18 protein-coding genes, 1 tRNA gene and 1 pseudogene are annotated in these 22,173 nt (G+C 65.8%); 4 read left to right on the forward strand and 16 right to left on the reverse strand.

Annotated elements, in window-relative coordinates; translation table 11 throughout:
* From WBB07_RS05615 to gjpA, 4 genes and pseudogenes are all read right to left on the reverse strand, one after another.
* Positions 1 to 2,084: pseudogene (locus WBB07_RS05615) on the reverse strand (hypothetical protein); the annotation flags it as partial.
* Positions 2,085 to 2,272: 188 nt separating this feature from the next.
* On the reverse strand, positions 2,273 to 2,656 hold the full coding sequence (locus tag WBB07_RS05620) for a hypothetical protein (protein WP_526305575.1): 384 nt from the start codon (positions 2,654 to 2,656) through the stop codon (positions 2,273 to 2,275).
* Entirely contained in the window at positions 2,653 to 3,447 is a 795-nt protein-coding gene (locus WBB07_RS05625) for a hypothetical protein (RefSeq protein ID WP_526305577.1), read from the reverse strand. Before WBB07_RS05625 ends, WBB07_RS05620 begins: the two co-directional genes overlap by 4 nt.
* Positions 3,448 to 3,524: 77 nt before the next feature.
* Positions 3,525 to 4,934 carry an outer membrane porin GjpA gene (gjpA, locus tag WBB07_RS05630; protein ID WP_526305579.1) on the reverse strand — a complete coding sequence of 470 codons (1,410 nt, stop codon included), beginning with the start codon at positions 4,932 to 4,934 and terminating at the stop codon, positions 3,525 to 3,527.
* Positions 4,935 to 5,089: 155 nt separating this feature from the next.
* On the opposite strand from gjpA, the gene WBB07_RS05635 reads away from it, so the two are divergent.
* Complete coding sequence (locus WBB07_RS05635; protein WP_526305581.1) at positions 5,090 to 6,664, forward strand: molybdopterin-dependent oxidoreductase; 1,575 nt, start codon at positions 5,090 to 5,092, stop codon at positions 6,662 to 6,664.
* A 41-nt stretch (positions 6,665 to 6,705) separates the two neighbouring features.
* Positions 6,706 to 7,278 carry a DUF3060 domain-containing protein gene (locus WBB07_RS05640; RefSeq protein ID WP_526305583.1) on the forward strand — a complete coding sequence of 191 codons (573 nt, stop codon included), beginning with the start codon at positions 6,706 to 6,708 and terminating at the stop codon, positions 7,276 to 7,278.
* Between the two features lie 249 nt (positions 7,279 to 7,527).
* Here WBB07_RS05640 and WBB07_RS05645 read toward each other — a convergent pair whose 3' ends face one another.
* The 12 genes from WBB07_RS05645 to WBB07_RS05700 all read right to left on the reverse strand — a co-directional run bounded on the left by WBB07_RS05645 (position 7,528) and on the right by WBB07_RS05700 (position 20,031).
* Entirely contained in the window at positions 7,528 to 8,163 is a 636-nt protein-coding gene (locus WBB07_RS05645; RefSeq protein ID WP_526305585.1) for a LysR substrate-binding domain-containing protein, read from the reverse strand.
* Positions 8,164 to 8,542: 379 nt separating this feature from the next.
* A tRNA-Leu gene (locus WBB07_RS05650) sits at positions 8,543 to 8,619 on the reverse strand.
* A gap of 470 nt (positions 8,620 to 9,089) precedes the next feature.
* Positions 9,090 to 9,536: a hypothetical protein gene (locus tag WBB07_RS05655; RefSeq protein WP_526305587.1), complete on the reverse strand. Its 447-nt coding sequence runs from the start codon at positions 9,534 to 9,536 to the stop codon at positions 9,090 to 9,092.
* An 854-nt stretch (positions 9,537 to 10,390) separates the two neighbouring features.
* Positions 10,391 to 11,065, reverse strand: coding sequence for a GntR family transcriptional regulator (locus WBB07_RS05660; RefSeq protein ID WP_526305589.1), 675 nt, complete (start codon positions 11,063 to 11,065; stop codon positions 10,391 to 10,393).
* 24 nt (positions 11,066 to 11,089) lie between these two features.
* Positions 11,090 to 12,049, reverse strand: coding sequence for a 2-hydroxyacid dehydrogenase (locus WBB07_RS05665; protein ID WP_526305591.1), 960 nt, complete (start codon positions 12,047 to 12,049; stop codon positions 11,090 to 11,092).
* Entirely contained in the window at positions 12,046 to 12,930 is an 885-nt protein-coding gene (locus WBB07_RS05670; RefSeq protein WP_526305592.1) for an HpcH/HpaI aldolase/citrate lyase family protein, read from the reverse strand. Before WBB07_RS05670 ends, WBB07_RS05665 begins: the two co-directional genes overlap by 4 nt.
* Entirely contained in the window at positions 12,927 to 13,946 is a 1,020-nt protein-coding gene (locus WBB07_RS05675) for a glycerate kinase (RefSeq protein WP_526305594.1), read from the reverse strand. The genes WBB07_RS05670 and WBB07_RS05675 overlap by 4 nt, the downstream gene beginning before the upstream one ends.
* On the reverse strand, positions 13,946 to 15,481 hold the full coding sequence (locus tag WBB07_RS05680) for an aldehyde dehydrogenase (RefSeq protein WP_526305596.1): 1,536 nt from the start codon (positions 15,479 to 15,481) through the stop codon (positions 13,946 to 13,948). The genes WBB07_RS05675 and WBB07_RS05680 overlap by 1 nt, the downstream gene beginning before the upstream one ends.
* Complete coding sequence (locus tag WBB07_RS05685) at positions 15,478 to 16,608, reverse strand: zinc-binding dehydrogenase (RefSeq protein ID WP_526305598.1); 1,131 nt, start codon at positions 16,606 to 16,608, stop codon at positions 15,478 to 15,480. Before WBB07_RS05685 ends, WBB07_RS05680 begins: the two co-directional genes overlap by 4 nt.
* Positions 16,605 to 17,954, reverse strand: a complete 1,350-nt coding sequence (locus WBB07_RS05690; RefSeq protein ID WP_526305600.1) for an MFS transporter — start codon at positions 17,952 to 17,954, stop codon at positions 16,605 to 16,607. The genes WBB07_RS05685 and WBB07_RS05690 overlap by 4 nt, the downstream gene beginning before the upstream one ends.
* Positions 17,951 to 19,207: a CaiB/BaiF CoA transferase family protein gene (locus WBB07_RS05695; protein WP_526305602.1), complete on the reverse strand. Its 1,257-nt coding sequence runs from the start codon at positions 19,205 to 19,207 to the stop codon at positions 17,951 to 17,953. The genes WBB07_RS05690 and WBB07_RS05695 overlap by 4 nt, the downstream gene beginning before the upstream one ends.
* Before the next feature lie 626 nt (positions 19,208 to 19,833).
* Positions 19,834 to 20,031 (reverse strand): hypothetical protein, encoded by a 198-nt coding sequence (locus WBB07_RS05700; protein WP_526305604.1) that lies wholly within the window; start codon positions 20,029 to 20,031, stop codon positions 19,834 to 19,836.
* 372 nt (positions 20,032 to 20,403) lie between these two features.
* On the opposite strand from WBB07_RS05700, the gene WBB07_RS05705 reads away from it, so the two are divergent.
* Both WBB07_RS05705 and kdpA read left to right on the forward strand, forming a co-directional pair.
* Positions 20,404 to 20,493: a potassium-transporting ATPase subunit F gene (locus tag WBB07_RS05705; protein ID WP_526305606.1), complete on the forward strand. Its 90-nt coding sequence runs from the start codon at positions 20,404 to 20,406 to the stop codon at positions 20,491 to 20,493.
* Complete coding sequence (kdpA, locus tag WBB07_RS05710) at positions 20,493 to 22,163, forward strand: potassium-transporting ATPase subunit KdpA (protein WP_526305608.1); 1,671 nt, start codon at positions 20,493 to 20,495, stop codon at positions 22,161 to 22,163. The genes WBB07_RS05705 and kdpA overlap by 1 nt, the downstream gene beginning before the upstream one ends.
* Positions 22,164 to 22,173 lie beyond the last annotated feature (10 nt).

Consider the following 22,173-nt stretch of genomic DNA (forward strand, 5'->3'; position numbering starts at 1 on the left):
GCCGGTTCCCGCGGGTCGGCTGGCCGATTTGGCGCCACCGTCGGCTCCGTCGCCGCCGTGGCCGCCTGCGCCGCCCTTTCCTCCGTAAACCTCTGCCGTGCCGCCGTTTCCACCGTTTCCGGCATTACCGCCGTAACCACCGTAAGAGCCGATGCCACCGCCGCCGCCGGTACCACCGTTGCCACCGACACCGCCGGTGCCACCGACGCCCTCGACGCATTGGTGACTCCGCCCTGGCCACCGTTCCCGCCGTTGCCGCCCTGACCGCCGGCCCCGCTGTTGCCCTGCTGTCCGCCGGACGCGATGAAGAACAGATATCGACCGGTACCGGCCTTTCCGGCGACAGCGCTGCCGGCGCCACCGTCACCGCCGTGCCCGCCGTTACCCCCGTTGCGGCCATCACCATCGTTGACGGCCGGTGCGTAATACCCGTACCCGCCGTTGCCGCCACGACCCCCTTCGCCGCCGTTGCCGCCATTGCCGCCGGTTCCGAAGACCCAGCTGCCGTTGCCGCCATTGCCGCCGGCGCCGCCGTCCTCGCCGTAGCTGCCGTGGCCGCCGTTGAGGTTCTGCGCCGTCCCGTTGGTGCCGGGCTTTCCGGTCTGGCCCAAGCCACCGTGGCCGCCGTTGCCGCCCTCACCGATCAACGACAGCAACCCGGTGTTGCCACCGTTACCGCCGGTGCCACTGGCCATTCCGCCATTACCGCCACTGCCACCGTTGCCTGCCCAGAGTCCGCCGGTACCACCGTTACCGCCGGTGCCGCCCTGGTCGTCCTCGCGACCCGAGGTGGGGGCGTTGCCGCCGGCACCGCCCCTGCCGCCGGCGGCGTACACCGACAGGTATCCGCCGCTACCGCCGTTGCCACCGTTGCCACCGTGCCCGGCTGCGCCACCGTGGCCGCCGTCGCCGGAGATACCCCACCACGACAGCAGCCCGGTGTTGCCGCCGTCGCCACCGTTGCCACCAGTTCCGTTGTGGGCAAGTGCATTTCCACCGGCTCCACCATGGCCGCCATTGCCGTAGATCAGGCCGCCGGTTCCGCCGTCGCCGCCGACCTTGCCGGCAGCGCCTTCGGCGACTCCACCACGGCCACCATTTCCGCCGTTGCCGAACATGCGCGCCGAGCCGCCATCACCACCTTCGGACCCGTCGACGGTCAATGCGCCGTCTCCACCGAAGCCTCCATTGCCCAGGATCCAGCCGCCGGCGCCGCCGTTGCCGCCGTAGCCGTTCTTCAGTCCGGCGACCCCGTCACCACCGTTGCCGCCATTGCCGAACCAGCCGGCCGCGCCACCGCTGCCGCCGTTGAAGCCACTGCCACCGCTACCGAACAGGCCGCCGTTGCCGCCGTTGCACACCCGATCCTCGGCGCAAGTCGCCGCGGTGCAGGAGAAGCCGTTGCCGATCAGGATGCCGCCGTTGGGATTGGCGGCGGTGCCGTTACTGATGAAAAAGGCGACAAACGACTCGGGCGTGGGAACCGCTCCGAACGGCGACAGGTTCGGGATCGTCGTGATGGCCGCACGATCCAGATTGGCTGCGGGTGCAGCGTACAGAGATCCGCCCCTGACCGGCGCCTGTTTGGTCACCACCGCCGTAGCGGACGCCTCCTCGGCATCGTCTCCGCTCTTGGCCCGCGCTTTCACAGTCGAACGGTTTGCACCGTCGTCGGTGTCGGATTCCCGGATGAAGTGCTGCGACCGTGCCGTCTTCTTGGTCGACGAACTCGACTCACCGTCAGAGGAATCCGCGTCCCGGGAGTCGCTCTTGCCGGCAGACCGAGTGGGGCCGGCGTCGCGAGTGGGGCGCGCGGCGGTGTCCTTGGCTGGCGACTTCGACTTCGAGGCTTGGCCATCCGAGCCAGACGACGAACTGGACGAACTCGAGTCCGACGACCCGGTGGTGTCCGCCTGTGCCACCGCGGGCATCGCAACCAGGGCCGCACCCACACCCAGCGCAAACACCCCGGCCCCGACCCAGCCGGCGGCCGTGGACTCGTGATGCTTGGGCACCGCCGTCCGTTTGCCATTGGCTGCAGCGACGCGATGCCGACCCAACGCCGCCGTCGAAGTGTTGGTCACGCGCATCAAGATCCCCCGGCTATTCGCGGCTCAGCCTGCTGGCAAACTGCAATCCGGCACACAGAATGGGGTTAATTGACGAATGTGTCACTGGTTTCGATTCAAGAAAACCTTAGGTGACGGGCTGATGGCCCGGCGGAAACAGCACCCACCGACGATCCCCGACCCGGAGACCTCGGGTGGTTTCTCTAGGTGCCGGTGGAGTTCGACCGTCGTGCAGCGGCCTGGCCGCCGACCAGGGCGACGGCGTCACCGACATTGACGGTGACGATGTGCTCGTCCGTCTGCTCGACAAACGGGAGTTGCAGCAGGCCGTAGAAATCGTCGGTCTTGGCAACGGTGTGTGCCCTAGCGAACAGCGGCTGCACGTCGAAAACCCGCACCCGGAGCTCTTCGCGCCGGAGCCGTCCCAATTCCCTGCCGGATTCCGGATCGGTGATGACCTGACCGGTGTCGGAATACACCGCAAACACCATCCCCTGGGTCACCCCTGCTTGAGCACCGCGATTGATGACCAGCGTGTAATCGTCCTCGACAAGGGCGACCTGTCCGGTCAGCTTGTGTCCACTCACGAGGCCGCCAGGGAATTGCTCTCTCGCAACAGCGATTTCGACGATGCGCCGACCCGGATCCGCGGGCGCGAGCCGTCGACGGGGGACGGCACGTCGCCATAGGCCTCGTCGTCCTGCTCGGTTCCCAACGTGAGCTCCACGGCAGTCTTGGCCTGGAAGAGTGCGATCACCGCTTGCTGGTGATGTTCGGTGCCGAAGGAGGCCAGGGCCACGGCGAGCTTCTTGTCGACGTACTCGACGGAACGCTGCAAGTCCGACGTAGCCGGTGCAGTGGCCGGGGCGTCCGCCTGCTGAGCCTGCTCGGCGCCGAGCCCGCTGTACCAGCGGTATCCGAGTGCGCCGAGGGTCATCGAGCACACCGGGATCACCACAACAGTGCAGATCAGGCCCAGTGTGTTGGCCAGTGCGACGGAACCGGCGACGCCGAGGAGCATCAGCAGACCGGCGACGAAGAACAGTTGCAGGGCCCGCGGGATCGCGTCGATCGCCCGCCACAGCTGGGTGACAACCCGCGCGAGGCCCCGTGCCATACCGGCGAGGACCTTGCCGGTCTTGGTCATGGCGTCGAGGGCCAGGCGCCCCAGCTTTTCGGCACGTTTGCGGTTGACCGGGGCTTTGGGCATCACCCACACCCGCTGCTGCGACTGCGGCTGCGGCGTAGTGGGCGTGGCAGCGGGTTGAACTGGCTGCTCAACGGGTTCAACCGGCTGCTCAGCGGCCTGAGGCTGGTCCGCCTCGGCAGCGGCGACGGGCTCGTTCGGCACGTCCGACGCCGGTTCATCCTTAGTCACATTCGTAACATCAGCCACACCCGCATCATCTCGCGATGTTGGCGTATTGTCCCCGTGACGCGCCGGGACGTCGGCTCCTATTCGGAGTCGCTGCCGCCTGACTTCGCGGCGGCCTTCGCTGATCGCTCGGACTTGGCCGGCCGGTCAGCCTTGGTGGACTTGCCGGAATCGGTGTCGTCGTCGGCCTTGGCATGTCTGCCAGGCTTGCCGGACGTAACGCCGCTGTCGGTCTCTTCGACGGTCGACCGGTCCGAGCTTGCCCGGTGCCGGCCACCCTCGCTGGACGTGGTGTCCTCATCGGAGAATGCCTTGCTGGCCCGGATTCCCTTGCTCAGAACGGGTTCCCGATCCGGCGCTGCCTCCCCCGACTCGACCACCGACGGTGTCGGGTCCACAGCCACTTTTGACTTCAGGTCGGCTGCCGTCGCCTTGGATTCGGCTGCCGTGGTGTCCGTCTCGGCGACCGGTGTGGTCACCGAGGAAACTCGCTCGCCGAGAACCGATCGGGGTACCTCGTCGACCGGGGCCAAACTGCTGCGCCCCGAATCACTCTCGGCCGGTGCCAGCGGGTTGCCGGTGCCGTTCCAGCCGATCGCCTTCGCGATGGTCTGGTGCATGTCGATCAGTGATCCGAAGAATCCGGGGCCTTGCCCGTTGGCGAGGTTGAACCGGATTATCGGCAGGTCGAAGATGTCTCGGTCGTAGTCCATGTCCAGGGCGTTGAACACCGAGCCACCCGGGCTGAACAGACCTCCGAAGGCGACGCCGACCTTGGTGCCCTTGGGGAACGACACCCCGAAACTGGGGCCCAGCGCCTCGGCCAGCTCGGTGATGTCGACGTGCACGCCACCGTTGAGGAAGGCGTCGGTCATTTGCGCCGGGGTGTTGAGCAGCGTGGCGAGCGCACGGGCCGCATCTGGGGTCTCGGCGGTGAGGTCGTTGACGATCGACTGCAGGTTGGATCCCAGGACCACCGCGGGGCCGACGCCGGGGCCCACCAAACCCAACAGGACACCGCTGACCGGCGATGTCGAGAAGTCGAGCAGCTGCTGTCCGGTCGGCGAGATCTGGAAGAAGAGTTCCGCGAACGGGATCGAGGTGATGACCGGCAGCGCGTTGTAGAGGAACGTGTGCTGCGCGTCGAGGGTGTCGGTGGTCGGCGCCGCGGGCGCGGTGACCCCACGCGCAATGTTGATGACGATCTGTTCGGCGATGGCAGGGATATCGGGGAGGTCGCCCAGGTAGCCGATCTGGTTGACGATGATCTGCTGCAGCACCGGAAACAGCGGGTCAAAGTACGAATTGGTCAGGCTTCCGGCGTTTTGGCCGGCCTTGCTGAAGATCACCGACCAGTCGGTATCCGCGGTGAGCTCGACTGCAGGCTCGACGACGTCGGGAAGCGGCGGTGAAACCGGGATGATCGCGATGGCGCCGGCACTCACGATTGCCACACCGGTCGCAGCCAAAGGGCCAAGACCAACCCGCATACCAAACTCCCTCATTTGCTCACGTGCACCGCCCGCACAAGAACCGTACCCAGAAACAGCGGCATCGACGGTCAACATTCGTTTGAAGTCGCAAATTGATACCTAATATATGCGCCTCGGCCATCCCGGAAACCTGTCGGCAACGAACTACCACTATGACCTCGACGCCCCCGCTACCTGCGGCCCGAGCAGCAGTCACCGGCCTGATCGCGGTAGGCGCCGCTCTCGGAGCCGGACACCTGGCCTCCGGGCTGGTCCTCGCACCGACCGCCTCACCCGTCCTTGCCGTCGGCAATGCGGCCATCGACCGCACCCCCGCAGCCGTCAAAGAATTTGCCATCGAGCACTTCGGTACCAACGACAAGAACGCCCTCCTTGTCGGCATGGCGGTGACACTTGCCGTTGCCGGGCTGCTGATCGGGCTGATCTCCCGCCGCAGCGTGGTGCCCGGCCTGATCGCCATCGTCGGGCTGGGCGTCCTCGGGGCGTTGGCAGTGCATGAGCAGTCAACCGGACGGCTGGGACTGGTGGCGCCTCTGGCGTCGCTGGTGGCCGGCACCGGCGTGTTCTGGTGGCTGCATCGGCGTGCCCAGCCGCCGGCTGTGATCGACGATCCAGACGCTGGTTCGGCAGTGGGGCTCGGCCGGCGCCGGTTCCTCGTCAGCTCCTTGGTGGCCGCCGCCGGCGCGCTGGTCGCCGGCGCCGGCGGGTTCACACTCGCCAAACGCGTCGACATCGCCGCGTCGCGGCGCGCCGTCGGTGCACTGATCCCCACCACTGCCGCTCCCTCGATTCCCGCGGGAGCCGCGTTTCCCGAATTCGGCACACCGACGTTCCTCACCCCGAGCACCGACTTCTACCGGATCGACATCAATCTGGCGGTGCCGCAACTGCGCGCCGAAGATGCGGTGCTGCGCATCACCGGCATGGTGGACAACCCGGTGGAGTTCACCTTCGACGAGTTGAGGTCCATGCCGCTGGTGGAGCTTCCGATCACGATGACGTGTGTGTCCAATGAAGTTGGTGGACCGTATGTTTCAACAGCCAACTTCATCGGTGTCCCGATGCTGGAGCTGCTGGACCGAGCCGGAATCCAGGACGGCGCCGAGCAAGTGGTGGGCCATTCGGTTGACGGATTCACCTTGGGCACGCCGCTGGATCTGCTGCGCGCGACGGGCAGCGACGCCCTGGTGGCGATCGGGATGAACCGCGAAGCGCTGCTGCCCGAACACGGTTTCCCGATCCGCACCGTCGTTCCTGGCCTGTACGGCTACGTTTCGGCCACCAAGTGGCTGACCGAACTGGAACTGACCACCTATGACGTGCAGCCCTATTGGGTGCAGCGCGGATGGGACGGCCGACCGCCGGGCGTCGCGCCGATCAAGATCTCCTCCCGCATCGACGCGCCCACATCCTTTCAGCGGGTGCCAGGGGGCGACGTCACGGTGGCCGGCACCGCCTGGGCTCAGGGCCGCGGCATCAGCAAGGTCGAAGTCCGCTTCGACCAAGGGCCCTGGCAGCCAGCGGAATTGGCCACCGAGGTCAGCGTGAACACCTGGCGGATGTTCCGGCTCACCAGCCCGCTGCTTCCCGGGTCGCACACCGTGACCTGTCGGGCGTACGACGGTTCCGGGACGATGCAGGCGGAGCAACGGTTGCCGGTGATCACCCCGGGACCGGTGCCCGACGGGTCGACGGGCTGGCATTCGATGTTCTTCACCGTGGAGTAGCGGGGCTCGGCCAGCTGCTGCCGATGTGGGAATATCGGCGCGTGGATGAGCAGGACGACCCCGAGGACCACACCCGGCCCGTGGAGCATTCGCTGCCCGATCCTGCGCCTGCGCCGATGCCCTGGGGACGTCGGCTGCTGCGGTGGTGGCGGGTGTTCACCGTTGTCGCGACCGCCGCGATCGGCCTGTACGTGTACTTCGGGGTCAGCGACGGCCTGAAAATCTTGCCCTCCGAGGAGTCCGGCAGCGGCGGCATACTCGCCCCGTTGCGCACCCCGTCGCTCCCCGCACCGCCGCCGGCGGCCTCGGTTGTCCCGGTGCTGGCGGACCAACCCTCGACCGTCAATGCCGACGAGAGTCTGCACGTGACCGGCAACGCCGTTGCCCGAACCGTCATCTGCGCCGGCGGATCGGTGACCGTCAGCGGGCTCGACAACACGGTGCTGGTCACCGGTGATTGCCTTCGGGTTGGCGTCGCCGGCAGCGGCAACATCGTTCGCGTCACTTCGGCTGCGATGCTGGAGGTCTCCGGCACCGACAATCACGTGACCTACTATTCCGGCGATCCCCACATCACCAATCCCGGATTCACCAACATCGTCGAACCTGCCTGAGGTTGTTGTTGCGTGTGGTTGGTGGGCTTTCTTGAGTGGGCATGAGCGGCTTCGTGCTTTGGCGACTTGATCGGTCGGCCGAACCGCACCCAGGGACCACTAGCCGTCAATGCCGACGAGAGTCAACACAATCTTCAGTAATCGAACTGTGCCCAACGACTCAGACGCGTGTCTCGATAACAAAAGAGCGCCCTCCCAGCGACGAGCACGCGCGTCTCGTTCCCTGTAGCGAACCAACCCGCTTAGCCGTCATTGCGGCCGGGTGTTTGCCTCGATCGTGTCCTGCGCAAGTGATTTGAGGATACTGATGACCGCGTTGACGGCGGGTCCGGTGGTAGCGCCGGCGCGGGTGACGGCTTCGATTCGGCGGGCGATACGGATTCCGCTAAGCGGTTTTCGGATAAGTTCGCGAGCGGTGAGGACGTGACGCGGCATAAGTGCGATTCCTACACCAGCCATGACCAGCTCCTCAGTCACCCGAAAATCGTTGACTCGTTGCACGATCCGTGGCTGCACTCCGGAGACGGTGGCCAACGAGCGTAATACGTCGTCGACCATCAGGCCGCCCTCGACACTGATCGCGGGTTCGTCGGCCAGTTCTCCCAGCGGCACTCGCTTGCGCTTGGATAGGCGGTAGTGGCGTGGCGACAAGATTTCAAGAGGTTCTCGAAGCAGCGGGGTGACTTCAATCCGAGATCCCCACTGGGCGGCATCACGCTCGTCGCGATGGACGACGACCGCATCGAAGTCGGCGAGCTGGGCCGGTGCCTTCGCGGCGGGCTGATCGATATCGCGTCCGAAGACTTCAACACCGATAGCTGCGACCCCGGAAGGGAACATGGCGACACGCACGATACCGAGTGGCGTGTTTCGGTAGGCGTCCATGTCCGCCTGCGCCCGGTCGAGTGCGGCGAGTACTTCATCGGCCCGTGCGACCAGAACTCGACCAGCGTCGGGCCAGTCGCTTGCTCGCGGCGAGCGACCAGGCGAGCTTCCGCTGGGCTCAACGCGGCGGCCCTGCGTGGTTGTGGTCAGAAGGGACAGGAATTGGCGCACCGCTCGGCGTGGGTCTTGATCAACGCCAGAGGCTTGGCGGCCGGATTCGCCAACCCACCGCATCGAACGCGGCCGCCAACGTCATGGAAAGTTCTGAGATACCGAGTAGTCGCCCCGGAGATGGGCAAGACGTGCCAGGCAGGGGCCGAAACTGCGGGCAGCGCCGTGGTCAGGCAGCGCGAAAACCACCTCTAGCCTGCAAGAACAGTGGTGCCCCCAGTCGGACTCGAACCGACACTGTGCGGATTTTAAGTCCGCTGCCTCTGCCTATTGGGCTATGGGGGCGATGCAGGTGAGAGCGTACTTCAGGCCGTTTCAGCCTCGTTCGAATGTCCCGTATAGCGCAGTGCGGTCGATGACCTGGCCCGGTACGGCTGCCATATCGCTTCGCGGAGCAGGTGCCTGTAACGGTCGCTAGCGTCATGGCCGCCGTTGGATGCCCCGGGAGTCTCTGCGCAACCTCGACCTCAGCGCTGCGCTGATCGCCGGTGACGCCGTGGTGCGCCTGAGGCCGTGAGGTATCAGCCCTTCGGTCCCAACTTTCGTCGGACACGTTGTCGAGTGGCCAGCGGTACTCGCCGAGCGGCAGGGACCCGCCCTTGCGGCTGGGGGAACGCCAGCGCGTGCCGGTCGGCGGGTAACCGTGAGCTTCTTCCAGAATGGTGCAGGCACTGGCACGTGACGATCGGGGTTTGTCTTCGTTGTTGACTCGACAATGCCTTTGCCGGTGACCGCCGTTGCTGAAGAACGCACCGTCAGCACTCGATCCCCCACACCACGGTCTCGAGCAACGAGCGATATCCGGCAACGGTTTTCGGCTTCCGGTGCTCTTTGGTGGCGAACCACTGCTCAGCCACCGACCCGTACGTCTCCGCACTCTTCCGCGGATCCACAGACTCACCTCGCTGAAAATCTGCGGTCAACCCGTTGAGATATGCCTGAGCATCCGGCTTACGTTGAACACTCTTGGTGCGCTCACCTCCGGTGCTGTCGAACCATCTCACTCGCCGGCGCGACACCTTGCCGTACAGCGCGGACCGCTTGGCGCGCATCGTGCCATCCGGGCCCTTGACACGCTTGTGCCAGCGGTCATCGATGCCCGCGCGCTCGTCCCGGGTGATCACGCCTCGAACACACCGCAGAAATCCGCGCACCTGACCCGCACTGTCCAGGCCGAAAGCCAGTTCAGACCTACCAGGCACCCAGAGGGACGCTACGTGTCACCGAGGCGGAAGCGGGCCGTTGGGATCTGCGTATCGGCGCGGTTCCATCGCAGGGGGCGGGGGATCGATCCAGGCCGAGTCAAGAGGCGGGGGTGTATGGCGATGGTCCTCGGGAAGCTCAGAGAGATGACCTGGCAGGCCTGTAAGCGGGTATCCGCGCCACCAGATCAGATCGTCATCTTCGCCGGGCTCTCGAGATTCTGCCCCTGGCCAATCTTCTTCTAGGTCGAGTAGGTAGTAGTACAGCGCCGGGTTGTCGGCCTCGTTCCATCGGCCGGGGTCTATGAGTGATCTTCGGGTGTCGCGGGCCAAGCCCCAGGTGCGATCCGAGGGGGGGCGTGACGTAGACCAGGCGAATTGACGAACCATCCGTCCACGCGTGAGACACCAGGAATATGCACCGTCCAGGCCCTGGATAGGCGGCAGCGTTAGCGTTGCGGACCTCTATCCGATGAAGCAGGTTCTGGAGAACCCCGGCCGCGAACTCGCAGTCCGCGACCGTCGAAGTCTCGTCAGGCGCGGGCTCAGTTGATGGGTGCATAGTTGTTCACCCACGGCGGGCGTCGCGTCCAATTCTTCGTGACTTCAACGACTTCGCTGCCCCCAGGGAGGGGATACATCGTGATCACTCCTTTTGCCTGGCGCCCGGCACGTCATAGCTGGGATTGGTGTTCGCCACGATCCTCATCGTCAGGCTCGCGCCAGTGTCGTTGCAACTGGATAAACCAAGGACGGCGCCTCCGCGTGCACAACGGCGTCTCGCAGAGGTTTCCCTCAGCACGAAACGGACTGCGCCGCAAGTGTTGACGCTGCAGCGACAGGCCAGAATCGGGTCAGTCCTCCGGTGCGCCGATGGCGCGAAGGTGTTCGATCGTGGCCGATTTGCCATGTCCGATGTGTTCCCGCATGGCCACTTCGGCCGGCTCGCCTTGCCGTTTCTCGAGGGCGACAGTCACCGCGTCGTGGTCGGCTACCGACTGGTGGCGGCGCTGGACGAACCAGATCGCCTGATACGGCACGCCGGTCCACAGCCGGTCGATGAATTCGTCCAACAGCACCGAATGCGCAGAGGCGTAGACCTTGCGGTGCCATCGCGCATTGAGGTCGACGACGTCGGCAAAGTGTGTCGGATCGCCGTCGACCACCAGCCGGAACTCCTCTTGCAACTCCCGAATCTGACGCAGCTCGTCGACGGTCGCGTTGGCCGCCGCCAATCTGGTGGCCAACGGTTCGAGGGTCTGACGCAACAGGTAGGTCTCCTCGGCGCGCTGAATCGAGTACCGCGTCACCACGTGACCGTGGTGGCGCTTGTACTCCACCAGACCGTTGGCCTGCAGCATCCGGAGTGCTTCCCGGATGGGCGTCAGGCTCATCTGCAATTCGTCGGACAGGCTCGCCAAGGTGAGCTTGGCACCGCCGGGAAGGCTACCGCGTTCGATCAGTCTGCGGATGGCGAGGAACGCTTCTTCTGCCTTTGTCGTAGGGAGTGGCTCCGGTGGGGTTGCCATCGTTTCCTCTCGCCCTGGGACCGGCTATGTCATAGAGACGGTACCCGGAATCGGAGTGAGCGGACTTCCCCCCTCGAGTACCTGCACCACATTCTTCACCGCGAGCTCGGCCATCCGGCTCCGGGTCTCGATCGTGGCTGATCCCAAATGGGGCACCAGCACGACATTCGGCAGGGAACGCAGCCCGGGGTGCACCCTGGGTTCGTGCTCGTAGACATCGAGTGCCGCGCCCGCGATCACGCCGTCGGCCAGCGCCTCGGCCAGTGCGCTTTCGTCGACGATGGGGCCGCGGGCGGTGTTGACCAGGTAGGCCTCCGACTTCATGACCTCCAGTGCCGTCGCGTCGATCAAGTGATGGGTGTCAGCCGTCAACGGGCAGTGCAGCGACACGATGTCTGAAGTGCTCAGCAGCTCCTCGAGAGTGACACGGGTCCCGATGGCGCCCTCGGGTTCACGACGTGCGTGGTAAACGATCCGCATCCCGAACGCGGTGGCCCGGCGGGCGACGGCCTGGCCGATTTGTCCCATGCCGACGATGCCGAGTTGCTTGCCCTGTAAACCCGCACCGAGCATGAATCCGAGGTCCCACGCCCAGGATTGGCCGGAGCGGATCAACCGGTCGCCCTCGGTGACCCTGCGTGTGACGTCCAGGAGCAGCGCCAGAGTCAGGTCGGCAGTGGACTCGACGAGCACGCCGGGGGTGTTGGTGGCCACGGTGCCGTGTCGTGCGATCGCGGCGATGTCGAGATTGTCGTACCCGACGGCAGTATTGGCCACCACACGAAGTTGTGGTCCGGCCGCGGTCAGCACCGACTCGTCGATGCGATCGGTGAGCATGCTGACGATCCCGTCCGCGCCCTGCACCGCGGTGCGCAGTTCATCGGCGGTGAGCGGGCGGTCGTGAGGGTTCACCCACACCTCGGCGAGGCCGGTCAACGGTGACATCGCAGCGGACGGCAATGTCCGGGTGACGGTGATCTTCACTGGACACCCGCCAGAATCGCCCGGGCACGGCGGGCGATCGGGTAGTCGACGAAGGTACCGTCCGGCAGCCTGATCGATGACACGCCGTCAGCTTCAGCGGCGGTGAATGCGGCGTCGACCTCACGCGCCCAATCGATTTCGCTCGACGATGCGGCGAAGGCGCCGGCGACGGCGGCGATCTGCGCCGGATGGATGACCTGTTTTCCACTGAACCCGAGGTGTCGGGCTCGGCTGGCCGACCGCGCCAGGCCGTCGTTGTCACCGAGATCGAGGTAGGGACCGTCGATCGGGGGCGGACAGTGGGCGGCCGCGGCGGCGAGCACCAATTGCGATCTGGCGAACAAGAACTCATCTCCGTCGGAGGTAGGGGTGACGCCGAGCTCACGGGACAGATCCGCCGGGCCGAACGCCAAGGTGTGGACCCGGGCGTCGGCACCGGCGATACCCCGGGCGTCGAGAATGCCTGCGGCTGTCTCGATCAGCGGGATGATGCCGATGCGGCCGATATCACTGCCCGCTGCCTGTTCGGCCGCCGTCAACAGCTCCGCCACGCGCCGGATTCCGTCGGGGCCGGCACTCATCGGGACCACGATCAGGTCGATTCGGCCCAATGCGGGCTCCAGAGCTGTCAGATCGTCTTCGGCCAGACCGGAATCGACGGCGTTGATCCGCACACAGATCACCGGGGTCGCCTCGACTCCCAATGTGGGAAGCGTGGCGGCCACCGCGGTGCGGGCCACGTCCTTCTGAGACATCGCCACCGCGTCTTCGAGGTCGATCGCGACACCGACCGCCGCGCTGACAGCCGCTTTGGCGATCCGGTCCGGCCGATCGCCCGGGACAAACAACAGCGTGCGCAGGAGAGGTAATGCCGAGGTCATAGCGCCGCTCGATTCCAAATATCCTTGCGCAAGGCCACATCGGCACCCAACGCGTACAAGTCGTCGGCAGCATCGGCGATGCTGCCGCTGAGAGGTCGTACGTCAACGGCTCCGAGGTCACGCAGCGCGGTGGCACCCTCGGGGTGCACCCGCCCGCCGAACACCACCACGGGTAGCCGGTGAGCGCCGGCCGCGGCGATCACACCCGAAACCACCTTCCCCTCGGTCGAGGACAGGTCTACGGTGCCTTCGCCGGTGATCACCAGATCCGCCGAAGCGGCAGTATCAACCCAACCCGTCAGCGCGAGAACCAAATCGATACCGGACTCGATGGTGGCCCCCATGGCGAGCAGCATGGCGCCGATCCCGCCGGCAGCGCCGGCCCCGGGATGCTCAGCCACCGCCCGGGGATGATTCAACTCGGCCAGCCTGCGCTCGAGGTGCACGATATCCGACGGTGAGGCGCCCTTCTGCGGACCGAACACCGCGGCGGCGCCGCGTTCCCCGAGCAGCGGATTGCGCACATCGGAGGCTACTCGAATAGGAATGGACAACTGCTGCAACGCTTCTCGCATACCGACGCCACCGTCGACGGTCGCAACCCCACCGACGCCCAACACGATCTCCCGAACATCCGGAGCCGTCGCGATGTGAGTCAGCAGCTCCCCCAGACCACGGCTCGAGGCGGCGAACGGGTCCAGTTCGGCGGCGGTCAGCAGGGTCAACCCGATGGCCTGCGCACTCTCGGTGACCGCGCGTCCATCCGGGAGCACCAGGTACCGTGCATCGGTTGGGCGACCCAACGGGTCGGCGACAGTCACGCTGCGTAACTCACCGCCGAGCACGTGCGCCAGCACGTCCACCAGCCCCTCGCCGCCGTCGGACAGCGGCAGTGCCCTGGGATCAGCCTCGGGACAGACCGCGATGATGCCGGAGGCCACCGCTGCAGCGGCATCGGCTGCCGACAGACAGCCCTTGAGACTGTCCGGCGAGATGATGACAGTGGGGTTCTGCATCAGTCGGCATACCAGTTCGGTAGGTCTTCCTGAAGGTCCACCCACACCGACTTCGTCCGGGTGTAATGCTCCATCACCGCTTGTCCGCCCTCGCGCCCGTACCCGGACTGCTTGTAGCCACCGAAGGGAACGAGGTGATTGATGGTCCGGGTGGTGTTGACCCAAATCAATCCGGCGGCGATCCCGGCGGCCACCCGGTGGGCACGGGCGACGTCGCGGGTCCACACCGATCCGGCGAGCCCGTACTCGGTGTTGTTGGCCTTGGCGAGGGCGTCGGCTTCGTCGCTGAAGGTCATCACGCCGGTGACCGGCCCGAAGATCTCCTCGCGGATCATCTTCATCGACGGGTTCACGCCGTCGAGGATGGTCGGCGAGAAGTAGTAGCCGGCGGCCAGCGGTGGCTCGGTCTGCCGGACGCCGCCGCAGACCAGCCGGGCGCCCTCCTGAGTGCCGCTCTCGACATACCCGGCGATCCGGTCCCGGTGTTGCGCGGAGATCTGCGCGCCCATCTGGGTCCGCTCCGACAGCGGGTCGCCGACACGGATCCGGCGCGCCAAAGATGCAAATCTGTCCAGGAACTCGTCGTGGATGGAGTCCTGCACAAATATCCGGGAGGCTGCCTGACACGACTGTCCGGCTGCCGAGAAGATGCCGTAGGCGGTCCGGTGCACGGCGGCGTCCAGATCAGCGTCGGCGAAGATCACCGTCGGCGATTTCCCGCCCAGCTCGAAGGTCACCAGCTTCAGGTCGGTGGCCGCGGCGGCGGCGATCTGGCGTCCCACCTCGGTGGAGCCGGTGAAGGCGATCTTGTCGACATCGGGATGGGCGACAAGCGCGGCACCGGCCTCTTCCCCGATTCCGGTGACCACGTTGAACACGCCTTCGGGCAGCCCGACCTCAGCGATCAAACCGGCGAACACCACTGCCGAGACAGAGGTTTCTTCGGCGGGTTTGAGGACGATGGTATTGCCGCCGGCCAGCGCCGGGCAGAGCTTCCAGGCCAACATGAGCAACGGCGAGTTCCACGGCACGATGGCCCCGACCACGCCGACCGGCTCACGCCGCGTGTAACTGAACGCTGTCGCCGCCTGGGGGTGGGTCTCACCGACGATGGTCTGACAGACTCCGGCAAAGTACTCGAAATATCGGACCACAGCGTCGATTTCGGCACGCACCTCGCGGACGGGCTTGCCGTTGTCGCGCGATTCGATGACCGTCAGTTCATCGCGGTGCCGGTCGACCACCGCGGCGATCTTCAACAGGAACCGGCCACGGTCAGCTGCGGACACAGCGGCCCACGGCCCTTCGAACGCGGCACGTGCCGCGCGCACCGCACTGTCGACATCCGCTGCCCCACCACGGGGCAACCGCGCCCAGACCCGGCCCGAACGGGGCTCGTAGGACTCGAACGTGGCTCCGTCGAGCGCCACAGCGGGCCTGCCGGCCACGAACATCGAGAGGTCAGCGACACCGGAATCAGCTGCGGCGTCGGCCAGTACGGCGACATCGCTGTGACGGTAGGTGGTGGCTGTCATGACTTGGCCTCCTGCGGCAATAGAACGGGCTTGATCTCCTGGAAGCTCTGCATCCGGCCCATCACGGTGTCGATGTCGGCGAGTGGATACCGGCCGCTGATCAACCGGTCGAACGGCAGCTGATCGGCGTAACGTTCGAGGATGGTGAGTGCGGTGCGGTAGTGCGAGATGTCGCCGGAGAAGGATCCGATGACGGTCAGGTTCTTCTTGGTGATGGTACCCGGGGCAACGGTGGTGGTGCCGGCTCCGAGCTGGCCCACCAGAAGGTAGCGGCCGTCGGGTCCGGCCATCTCCACGCCTTCGGCGAAAGCGGCTGGATGACCCGAGAACTCGGCGACCAGATCGGCACCCAAACCGTCGGTGGCCTGCATTATCATCGCCAGTCGCTCATCCGGATCAGGATGCGCGGCAAGGGAAATCACCTCATCGGCACCGAAATCCGAAGCGATCTCCAGCCGGGCGTCGGGTGCGCCCACCGTGATCACCCGACCGGCACCGGCCTGAGCGAACAGCCCCGTCGCCAGGATTCCCAACGGACCGGCACCCTGGACGACAACGGTGTGTTCCGGCCCTACCCGGCCCGCCTGCTCGACAGCGTTGACCACCGAGCGCAATGCGCAACTGGCCATGCTGGCGAGGTCGTCGGGAACCCCGTCCGGCACCCGCAGGCGACGCGAACCCGGCAACACGTAGGAGTGTTCGGCAAGCCCCCCGAGCAGGTGGGGCCACTGCTCCATGGTGTCCTGCCCGTAGGGAATCTTGTTGCGACACAGAGTGGGCCGCTTGCGCGCACACATGACGCAGCGTCCACAGAAGGAGTGGGTCCACAGGATCCGGTCTCCGATCTGCAGAGGCTGGCCGGCTGAATCGACGTCGGCACCCTCCCCGATCGCCAGGATCCGGCCGACCATTTCGTGTCCCAGGATCAGCGGCAATTCGACCTTGATGGCGAGCGTGCCTTCCCAGCAGTGCACATCGGTGCCGCACAGCGAGCACGCGACGATCTCGACGATCAGTCCACCCGGTTCCGCAATCCGCGGGACAGCGACCTCTTCGAGCTTGATCGGGGCACCGAACTCCCGAACCACCGCTGCCCGTGTATATTCCGGCAGTTTTGTCGCTTTCATCGCTCAACCTCCGCGGCAGTGTCGGGGACGACGATCACCGGAGCGGCGCTACGCACCTTGCCCCAGATGGCCATGACCAGGAAACTCAACAGGCACACGCCGGAAATGTACAGCGCGATGGGCCACGTAGCGCCATCACTCTTGAGCAGTAGCCACGCCGCGATCAGCGGCGTGAACCCGCCGACGATCGCGGCGCCCAGCTGGTAGCCCAGCGAGGCACCGGTGAACCGGACGCTGGTGTCGAACAGCGCGGAGAAGTAGCTGGCCTGCGCGGCGTACATCAGCGAGTGCCCGACGGCCAGGGCGATGATCAACGCGAGCCACAAGGTCCACTGCGAGCTGATACCGGCAAGCCAGAAGAACGGGAAGGCGAACAGCACCATGAACCCGGCACCGGCCATGTACACCGTCCGTGTACCGATCTTGTCCGCGAGCATGCCGAAACATCCGATTGTCAGGATGGCGAAGACGGCGGCAACCAGGATGCCGTTCCGCGCCGTGGCCTCCCCCGCACCCTGCTTGGCCAGAGTCAGCGCAAACACAGTGATCAGGTAGAACGTGCAGGTTTCGGCGGCCTTGGCGGAAAAGGTGATGAAGATTCCGCGACGGCCGGTGCGGAAGGTCTCCACCAGCGGGATGCGTTTCTTCTCCGCCTCGGCTTCGATGGCCCGAGCGGCGACCGCCGCGGCGAACTCGGGCGACTCGGAGATGGCACGTCGCAGCCACAGTCCGACAAGCATCAGTACCGCACCGAGAATGAACGGAACTCGCCAGCCCCAGCTTTGGAACTGATCTTCGGGAAGCAGCATGAACAACCCCAGGACCAGGCTGGCGAGCACCAGTCCGGCGTAGATGCCCATCTGCGGCCAGCTGCCGTAGAACCCGCGCCGCCCCTCCGGGGCGTGCTCGATGGTCATGATCGACGCGCCGCCCCATTCGCCGCCATGCGCCAGTCCCTGCACGATGCGCAGCAGGACAAGCAAAATGGGTGCGGCGACGCCGATCGTCTCGTAGGTCGGCAACAACCCGATGCCGACGGTGGACAGACCCATCAGTCCCAGTGTCGCGATGAGCACGCTCTTGCGCCCGAACTTGTCGCCGTAATGGCCGGCGATGATGCCACCGACCGGTCGTGCCACGAAGCCCACACCGAAGGTGGCCAGCGCGAGCAAGGTGCCGACGGCGGGGTCCTCGCTGTGGAAGAACAGCGCGCCGAAGATTGTCGCCGAGAGGGCTCCGTAGAGATAGAAATCGTAGAACTCGAGCATCGAGCCGATGCCGCTGGCCAGCGCGACGCGCTTGACCAGACGTTCGTTGGGCGCAACCGGCGCCGTGGTAGCGGTCATGGTTTTCCTTGTGTGGTCGCGATGTGTCGGAGCCCGGGGCCGACGACGCCGGCCTCGGTCAGTTCGTCCAAGATGTCTTCGGGATAAGCCAATTCGTCTCGCAGGATGTTCTCGTTGTGTTCACCGAGCGCCGGTCCCGGATGCCGGATTCGGCCCGGGGTCCGCGACAGCTGGGCGATCAGACCCTGCATCCGCAGTGGGCCGAGGACGGGGTGTTCGACCGTGACAACACTTCCTCGCTCGGCGAAGTGAGGGTCAGCGGCGATGTCTGCGGCGCTGTACACCGGGCCGGCAGTTGCTCCGACCGCTTCGAACATCGCCAAGACGTCGGCACTGTCGCGCTGTCCGACCCAGGTCGCAATGGCTTCGTCGATCACGTCTCGGTGCTTTATCCGTCCGGCGACATCGCTGAACCAGTCCGCCTCTGCCAGGTCCGACCGGTCGACCGCACGCATGATGCGTTGCGCAGTCGAGGTGGTGGCACCCGAGAGCGCGATCCAGCGACCGTCGCGGGTTTGGAAGCATTCACGCGGCACATTGAATCCCGTTCGGCTGCCTTGGCGCATCGGCAGGGTGCCGAGTTGATCGTATGCCGAGGTCTGGGCTCCAAGGATCCAGAACAGCGGTTCGTAGATGGACATGTCGACGATTTGGCCCTGGCCGGTGGCCTCGGCGTGGCGTAACGCCACCATGGTCGCGAAAGCTCCGGCAAGCGCGGTGACGCCGTCGGCCAGCGGCCACTGTGGGAGCACTGGCGGTCCATCGGCGGCGCCGTTGGTGTCCGCGAAGCCCGACATCGCCTCGGCGATCGTCCCGAACCCGGGGCGCGAGCGGTACGGGCCGGTCTGACCGAAACCCGAAACCCGCACGACAACCAGTTTTGGGTTTGCTGCGAGCAGATCCTGCGGATCCAGTCCCCACTTCTCCAGGGTCCCCGGTCGGAAGTTCTCGATGAAGACGTCAGCGTCGGCCAGGAGCCGGCGCAACACCGCCGCGCCCCGCGGATCGGACAGCGCCAGGCTGATGTCGCGCTTGTTCCGGCCCACCAGCGCCCACCAGAGCGACTCGTTTTCCTTGCGCCACTCCCACTGTCGCAATCCATCCCCCTGCGGATGTTCGACCTTGACGACATCCGCGCCGAAGTCGCCGAGAAGTGTCGCGATCATCGGACCTGCGTAGATCGTGGCCGCATCGACAACGCGGACCCCCTGCAGCGGTGGCGGCCCACTCCCTACCGGCGTTGTATCAAACATTTAATTAAGTTAGCGGACGAGTGACCTCGCCCACAAGTGGGCCGCCAAAATGGGGGCCTCACCCACTTGCGGCCCGGGGAGCCACCACGGCGTATCGAGACGCCCGCGGAGGTAGCCAGCATCGTCGACTTCCTACTGCGCGATGGCGCTGTGCACGGCGTGGACAGCGCGTGCAGGAGCTCGACGGCCGTTGCGGGTGTCGCCAGGGCCGCGTACCACCAGCCGATCACATCCTCGAAAGGCTGGGTGCGACGCCGCACTTCTGCCGGCCACACCAAGGACCCGAACTCGAAGTCGGCGCCGATCGAGCCGCTGCGACACCAAGGCGCGCCGAACATCCTGTTGGTGAGGATCGACGTGCCGGCTGCGGCGGGTCGAGCACCTACGGCGGCCCGCGCAATACGCCAACTCTGGAACCACTCTCCGCTAACCGACTGCGCTACAGAATGTTTCACACTGCCGCATCGCGTTCGCCGAGTCGCGCATCGCAGTTGTCGGGACGCAACCATGACACCGTGAAGGTGGTGTCACCGAAATCGCCACCTCCACACTCGGAACAGTGGGAAACCGGGGAAGTCGAGCTACCAGCACTGGATGCCGACCGCTGGGAACCTCGACCCCGAGCATCATGCCCGCCAGCGGGCGCAGCAGCTGCGCGTCGCCTGGGAATTCAATAGCCAGTGCTGCACGTACGGATCGGCAGCCATCCGCCGAAACGCCTGCAGGGACGCTTCGGAAGAGTTGACCTGCCAGTGCCGTTCTTTGTCGATGTCGAACCACACCACCGCGCGGATGTCCGGGAACCGTGATTGCAGGTGCGGCACAACCGCGTCGATCCACTGCGCCTTGCTGCCCCGACTTCATCCGAGGCTGTTTCACCGATGATGATCGGATTACCCAGGGTGTGCAGTTGGTCGTGGAGCGGCCCGAACACCCGAGCGCTGCCGCCGCGCTGTCTCACCCATCACGGGTCACACTCCACCACACCCGACGCAAGGACTCCGTAAAGAGCCACTTCCGCGGCGTCAAGAAAGCGTCAACGCCGCGCAACAGCCGCCGCGGCGAGCGTTGACTCGCTCGTGAACCCACAGGTGTGGGTCACGAAACGGAGCTGAAGAGATGCTTGTACTCGCCTACGTCGTGCTGACCATCGCGATCTTCGCGATGTTCTCCTACGCGGTGAGGGTGCTCGAACGATGAGCGTGGCCAACGGCGTCGGGCTGGTTCTGGCCGTCCTCATCGCCGGATTCCTGATAGCCACCCTGCTGTTCCCGGAGAGGTTCTAGTGAGCGGCACCACCGCAGGAATCCTGTTCCTGCTGACCCTGATGATCACCCTGGCGGCCATCCATGTGCCGCTGGGCGACTACATGTATCGCGTCTACACCACCACCGCCGACTGGCGACTGGAGCGCGGCATCTACAAAGTGATCGGCGCCGATCCCAAAGCCGAGCAGACGTGGGGTGCCTACGCCCGCAGCGTCCTGGCGTTCTCCGGAATCTCCGTGCTGTTCCTGTTCCTCTTCCAACTGCTGCAGGACAAGCTGCCGCTGCACCTGCACGACCCCGGCACCGCGATGACACCGGCGCTGGCCTGGAACACCGCGGTCAGCTTTGTCACCAACACCAACTGGCAGGCCTATTCCGGGGAATCCACCCAGGGACACCTGGTGCAGATGGCGGGGCTGACCGTGCAGAACTTCGTCTCGGCGGCTGTCGGCATGGCCGTCGCCGTGGCGCTGGTGCGGGGGTTTGCCCGAACCAGAACCGGTGAGCTGGGCAACTTCTGGGTGGACCTGGTGCGCGGCACGCTACGCATCCTGCTGCCCATCGCGGTGATCGGTGCGATCATCCTGATCGCCGGCGGCGCGATCCAGAACTTCGCACTGCACTCCACCGTCGTCGACACCATCGTCGGTGGGCAACAGGTGATTCCGGGCGGGCCGGTGGCCAGCCAGGAAGCGATCAAGCTACTGGGCACCAACGGCGGCGGATTCTTCAACGCCAACTCGGCGCACCCGTTCGAGAACCCCACGGCGTGGACCAATTTTGTCCAGATCGTGCTGATCACGATGATCGCGTTCTCGCTGCCACGCACCTTCGGCAAGATGATCGGCAACACCAAGCAGGGTCTGGCGATCGTCGCCGTGATGGCCGGCATCGCCACCCTGAGTGTCAGCTTGACGATGTTCTTCCAGCTGCAGGCACATGGCACCGTGCCGACCGCCGTGGGCGCGGCGACCGAGGGCGTCGACCAACGCTTCGGGGTGGCCGACTCAGCGGTGTTCGCGGCCAGTACGACGCTGACCTCAACCGGCGCAGTGAATTCGTTCCACGATTCCTACACCAGTTTGGGTGGGCTGATGACGATGTTCAACATGCAGCTCGGTGAAATCGCACCCGGCGGAGTGGGTTCGGGCCTGTACGGCATGCTGATCCTGGCGATCGTCACCGTGTTCATCGCCGGACTGATGGTCGGGCGCACCCCGGAGTATCTGGGCAAGAAGATCACCCCGCGCGAGATCAAGCTCGCCGCAGGCTATTTCCTGATCACCCCGCTGGTGGTGCTGACCGGCACCGCGATCGCGATGGCGTTCCCGCAGCCGCGAGCCGGCATGCTCAACACCGGCCCACACGGGCTGTCCGAGGTGTTGTACGCCTTCACCTCGGCGGCCAACAACAACGGTTCGGCCTTCGCCGGGCTCAGCGTCAACACTTCCTGGTACAACACCGCACTCGGTGTGGCGATGCTGTTGGGCCGGTTCCTGCCGATGATCCTGGTGCTGGCGTTGGCCGGCGCCCTGGCCCGCCAGGGCAGCACCCCGGCATCGGTGGGCACGCTGCCGACACATCGCCCCCAGTTTGTCGGGATGGTGGCGGGCGTGACGCTGATCCTGGTGGCTCTGACATTCCTGCCCACGCTTGCGCTGGGCCCCCTCGCTGAAGGAATTCACTGAAATGACGGTC

The sequence above is a fragment of the Mycobacterium sp. genome (assembly GCF_049647605.1).
Classification (GTDB): Bacteria; Actinomycetota; Actinomycetes; order Mycobacteriales; family Mycobacteriaceae; genus Mycobacterium.

Excerpts from the sequence above, each read along its gene's own strand:
- WBB07_RS05670 (WP_526305592.1), bottom strand. The coding sequence starts at position 12,930 with ATGACCTCGGCATTACCTCTCCTGCGCACGCTGTTGTTTGTCCCGGGC.
- gjpA (WP_526305579.1), bottom strand. The coding sequence starts at position 4,934 with ATGCGGGTTGGTCTTGGCCCTTTGGCTGCGACCGGTGTGGCAATCGTG.
- WBB07_RS05695 (WP_526305602.1), bottom strand. The coding sequence starts at position 19,207 with ATGTTTGATACAACGCCGGTAGGGAGTGGGCCGCCACCGCTGCAGGGG.
- WBB07_RS05690 (WP_526305600.1), bottom strand. The coding sequence starts at position 17,954 with ATGACCGCTACCACGGCGCCGGTTGCGCCCAACGAACGTCTGGTCAAG.
- WBB07_RS05660 (WP_526305589.1), bottom strand. The coding sequence starts at position 11,065 with ATGGCAACCCCACCGGAGCCACTCCCTACGACAAAGGCAGAAGAAGCG.
- WBB07_RS05685 (WP_526305598.1), bottom strand. The coding sequence starts at position 16,608 with ATGAAAGCGACAAAACTGCCGGAATATACACGGGCAGCGGTGGTTCGG.
- WBB07_RS05635 (WP_526305581.1), top strand. The coding sequence starts at position 5,090 with ATGACCTCGACGCCCCCGCTACCTGCGGCCCGAGCAGCAGTCACCGGC.
- WBB07_RS05645 (WP_526305585.1), bottom strand. The coding sequence starts at position 8,163 with ATGGACGCCTACCGAAACACGCCACTCGGTATCGTGCGTGTCGCCATG.
- WBB07_RS05705 (WP_526305606.1), top strand. The coding sequence starts at position 20,404 with ATGAGCGTGGCCAACGGCGTCGGGCTGGTTCTGGCCGTCCTCATCGCC.
- WBB07_RS05680 (WP_526305596.1), bottom strand. The coding sequence starts at position 15,481 with ATGACAGCCACCACCTACCGTCACAGCGATGTCGCCGTACTGGCCGAC.
- WBB07_RS05675 (WP_526305594.1), bottom strand. The coding sequence starts at position 13,946 with ATGCAGAACCCCACTGTCATCATCTCGCCGGACAGTCTCAAGGGCTGT.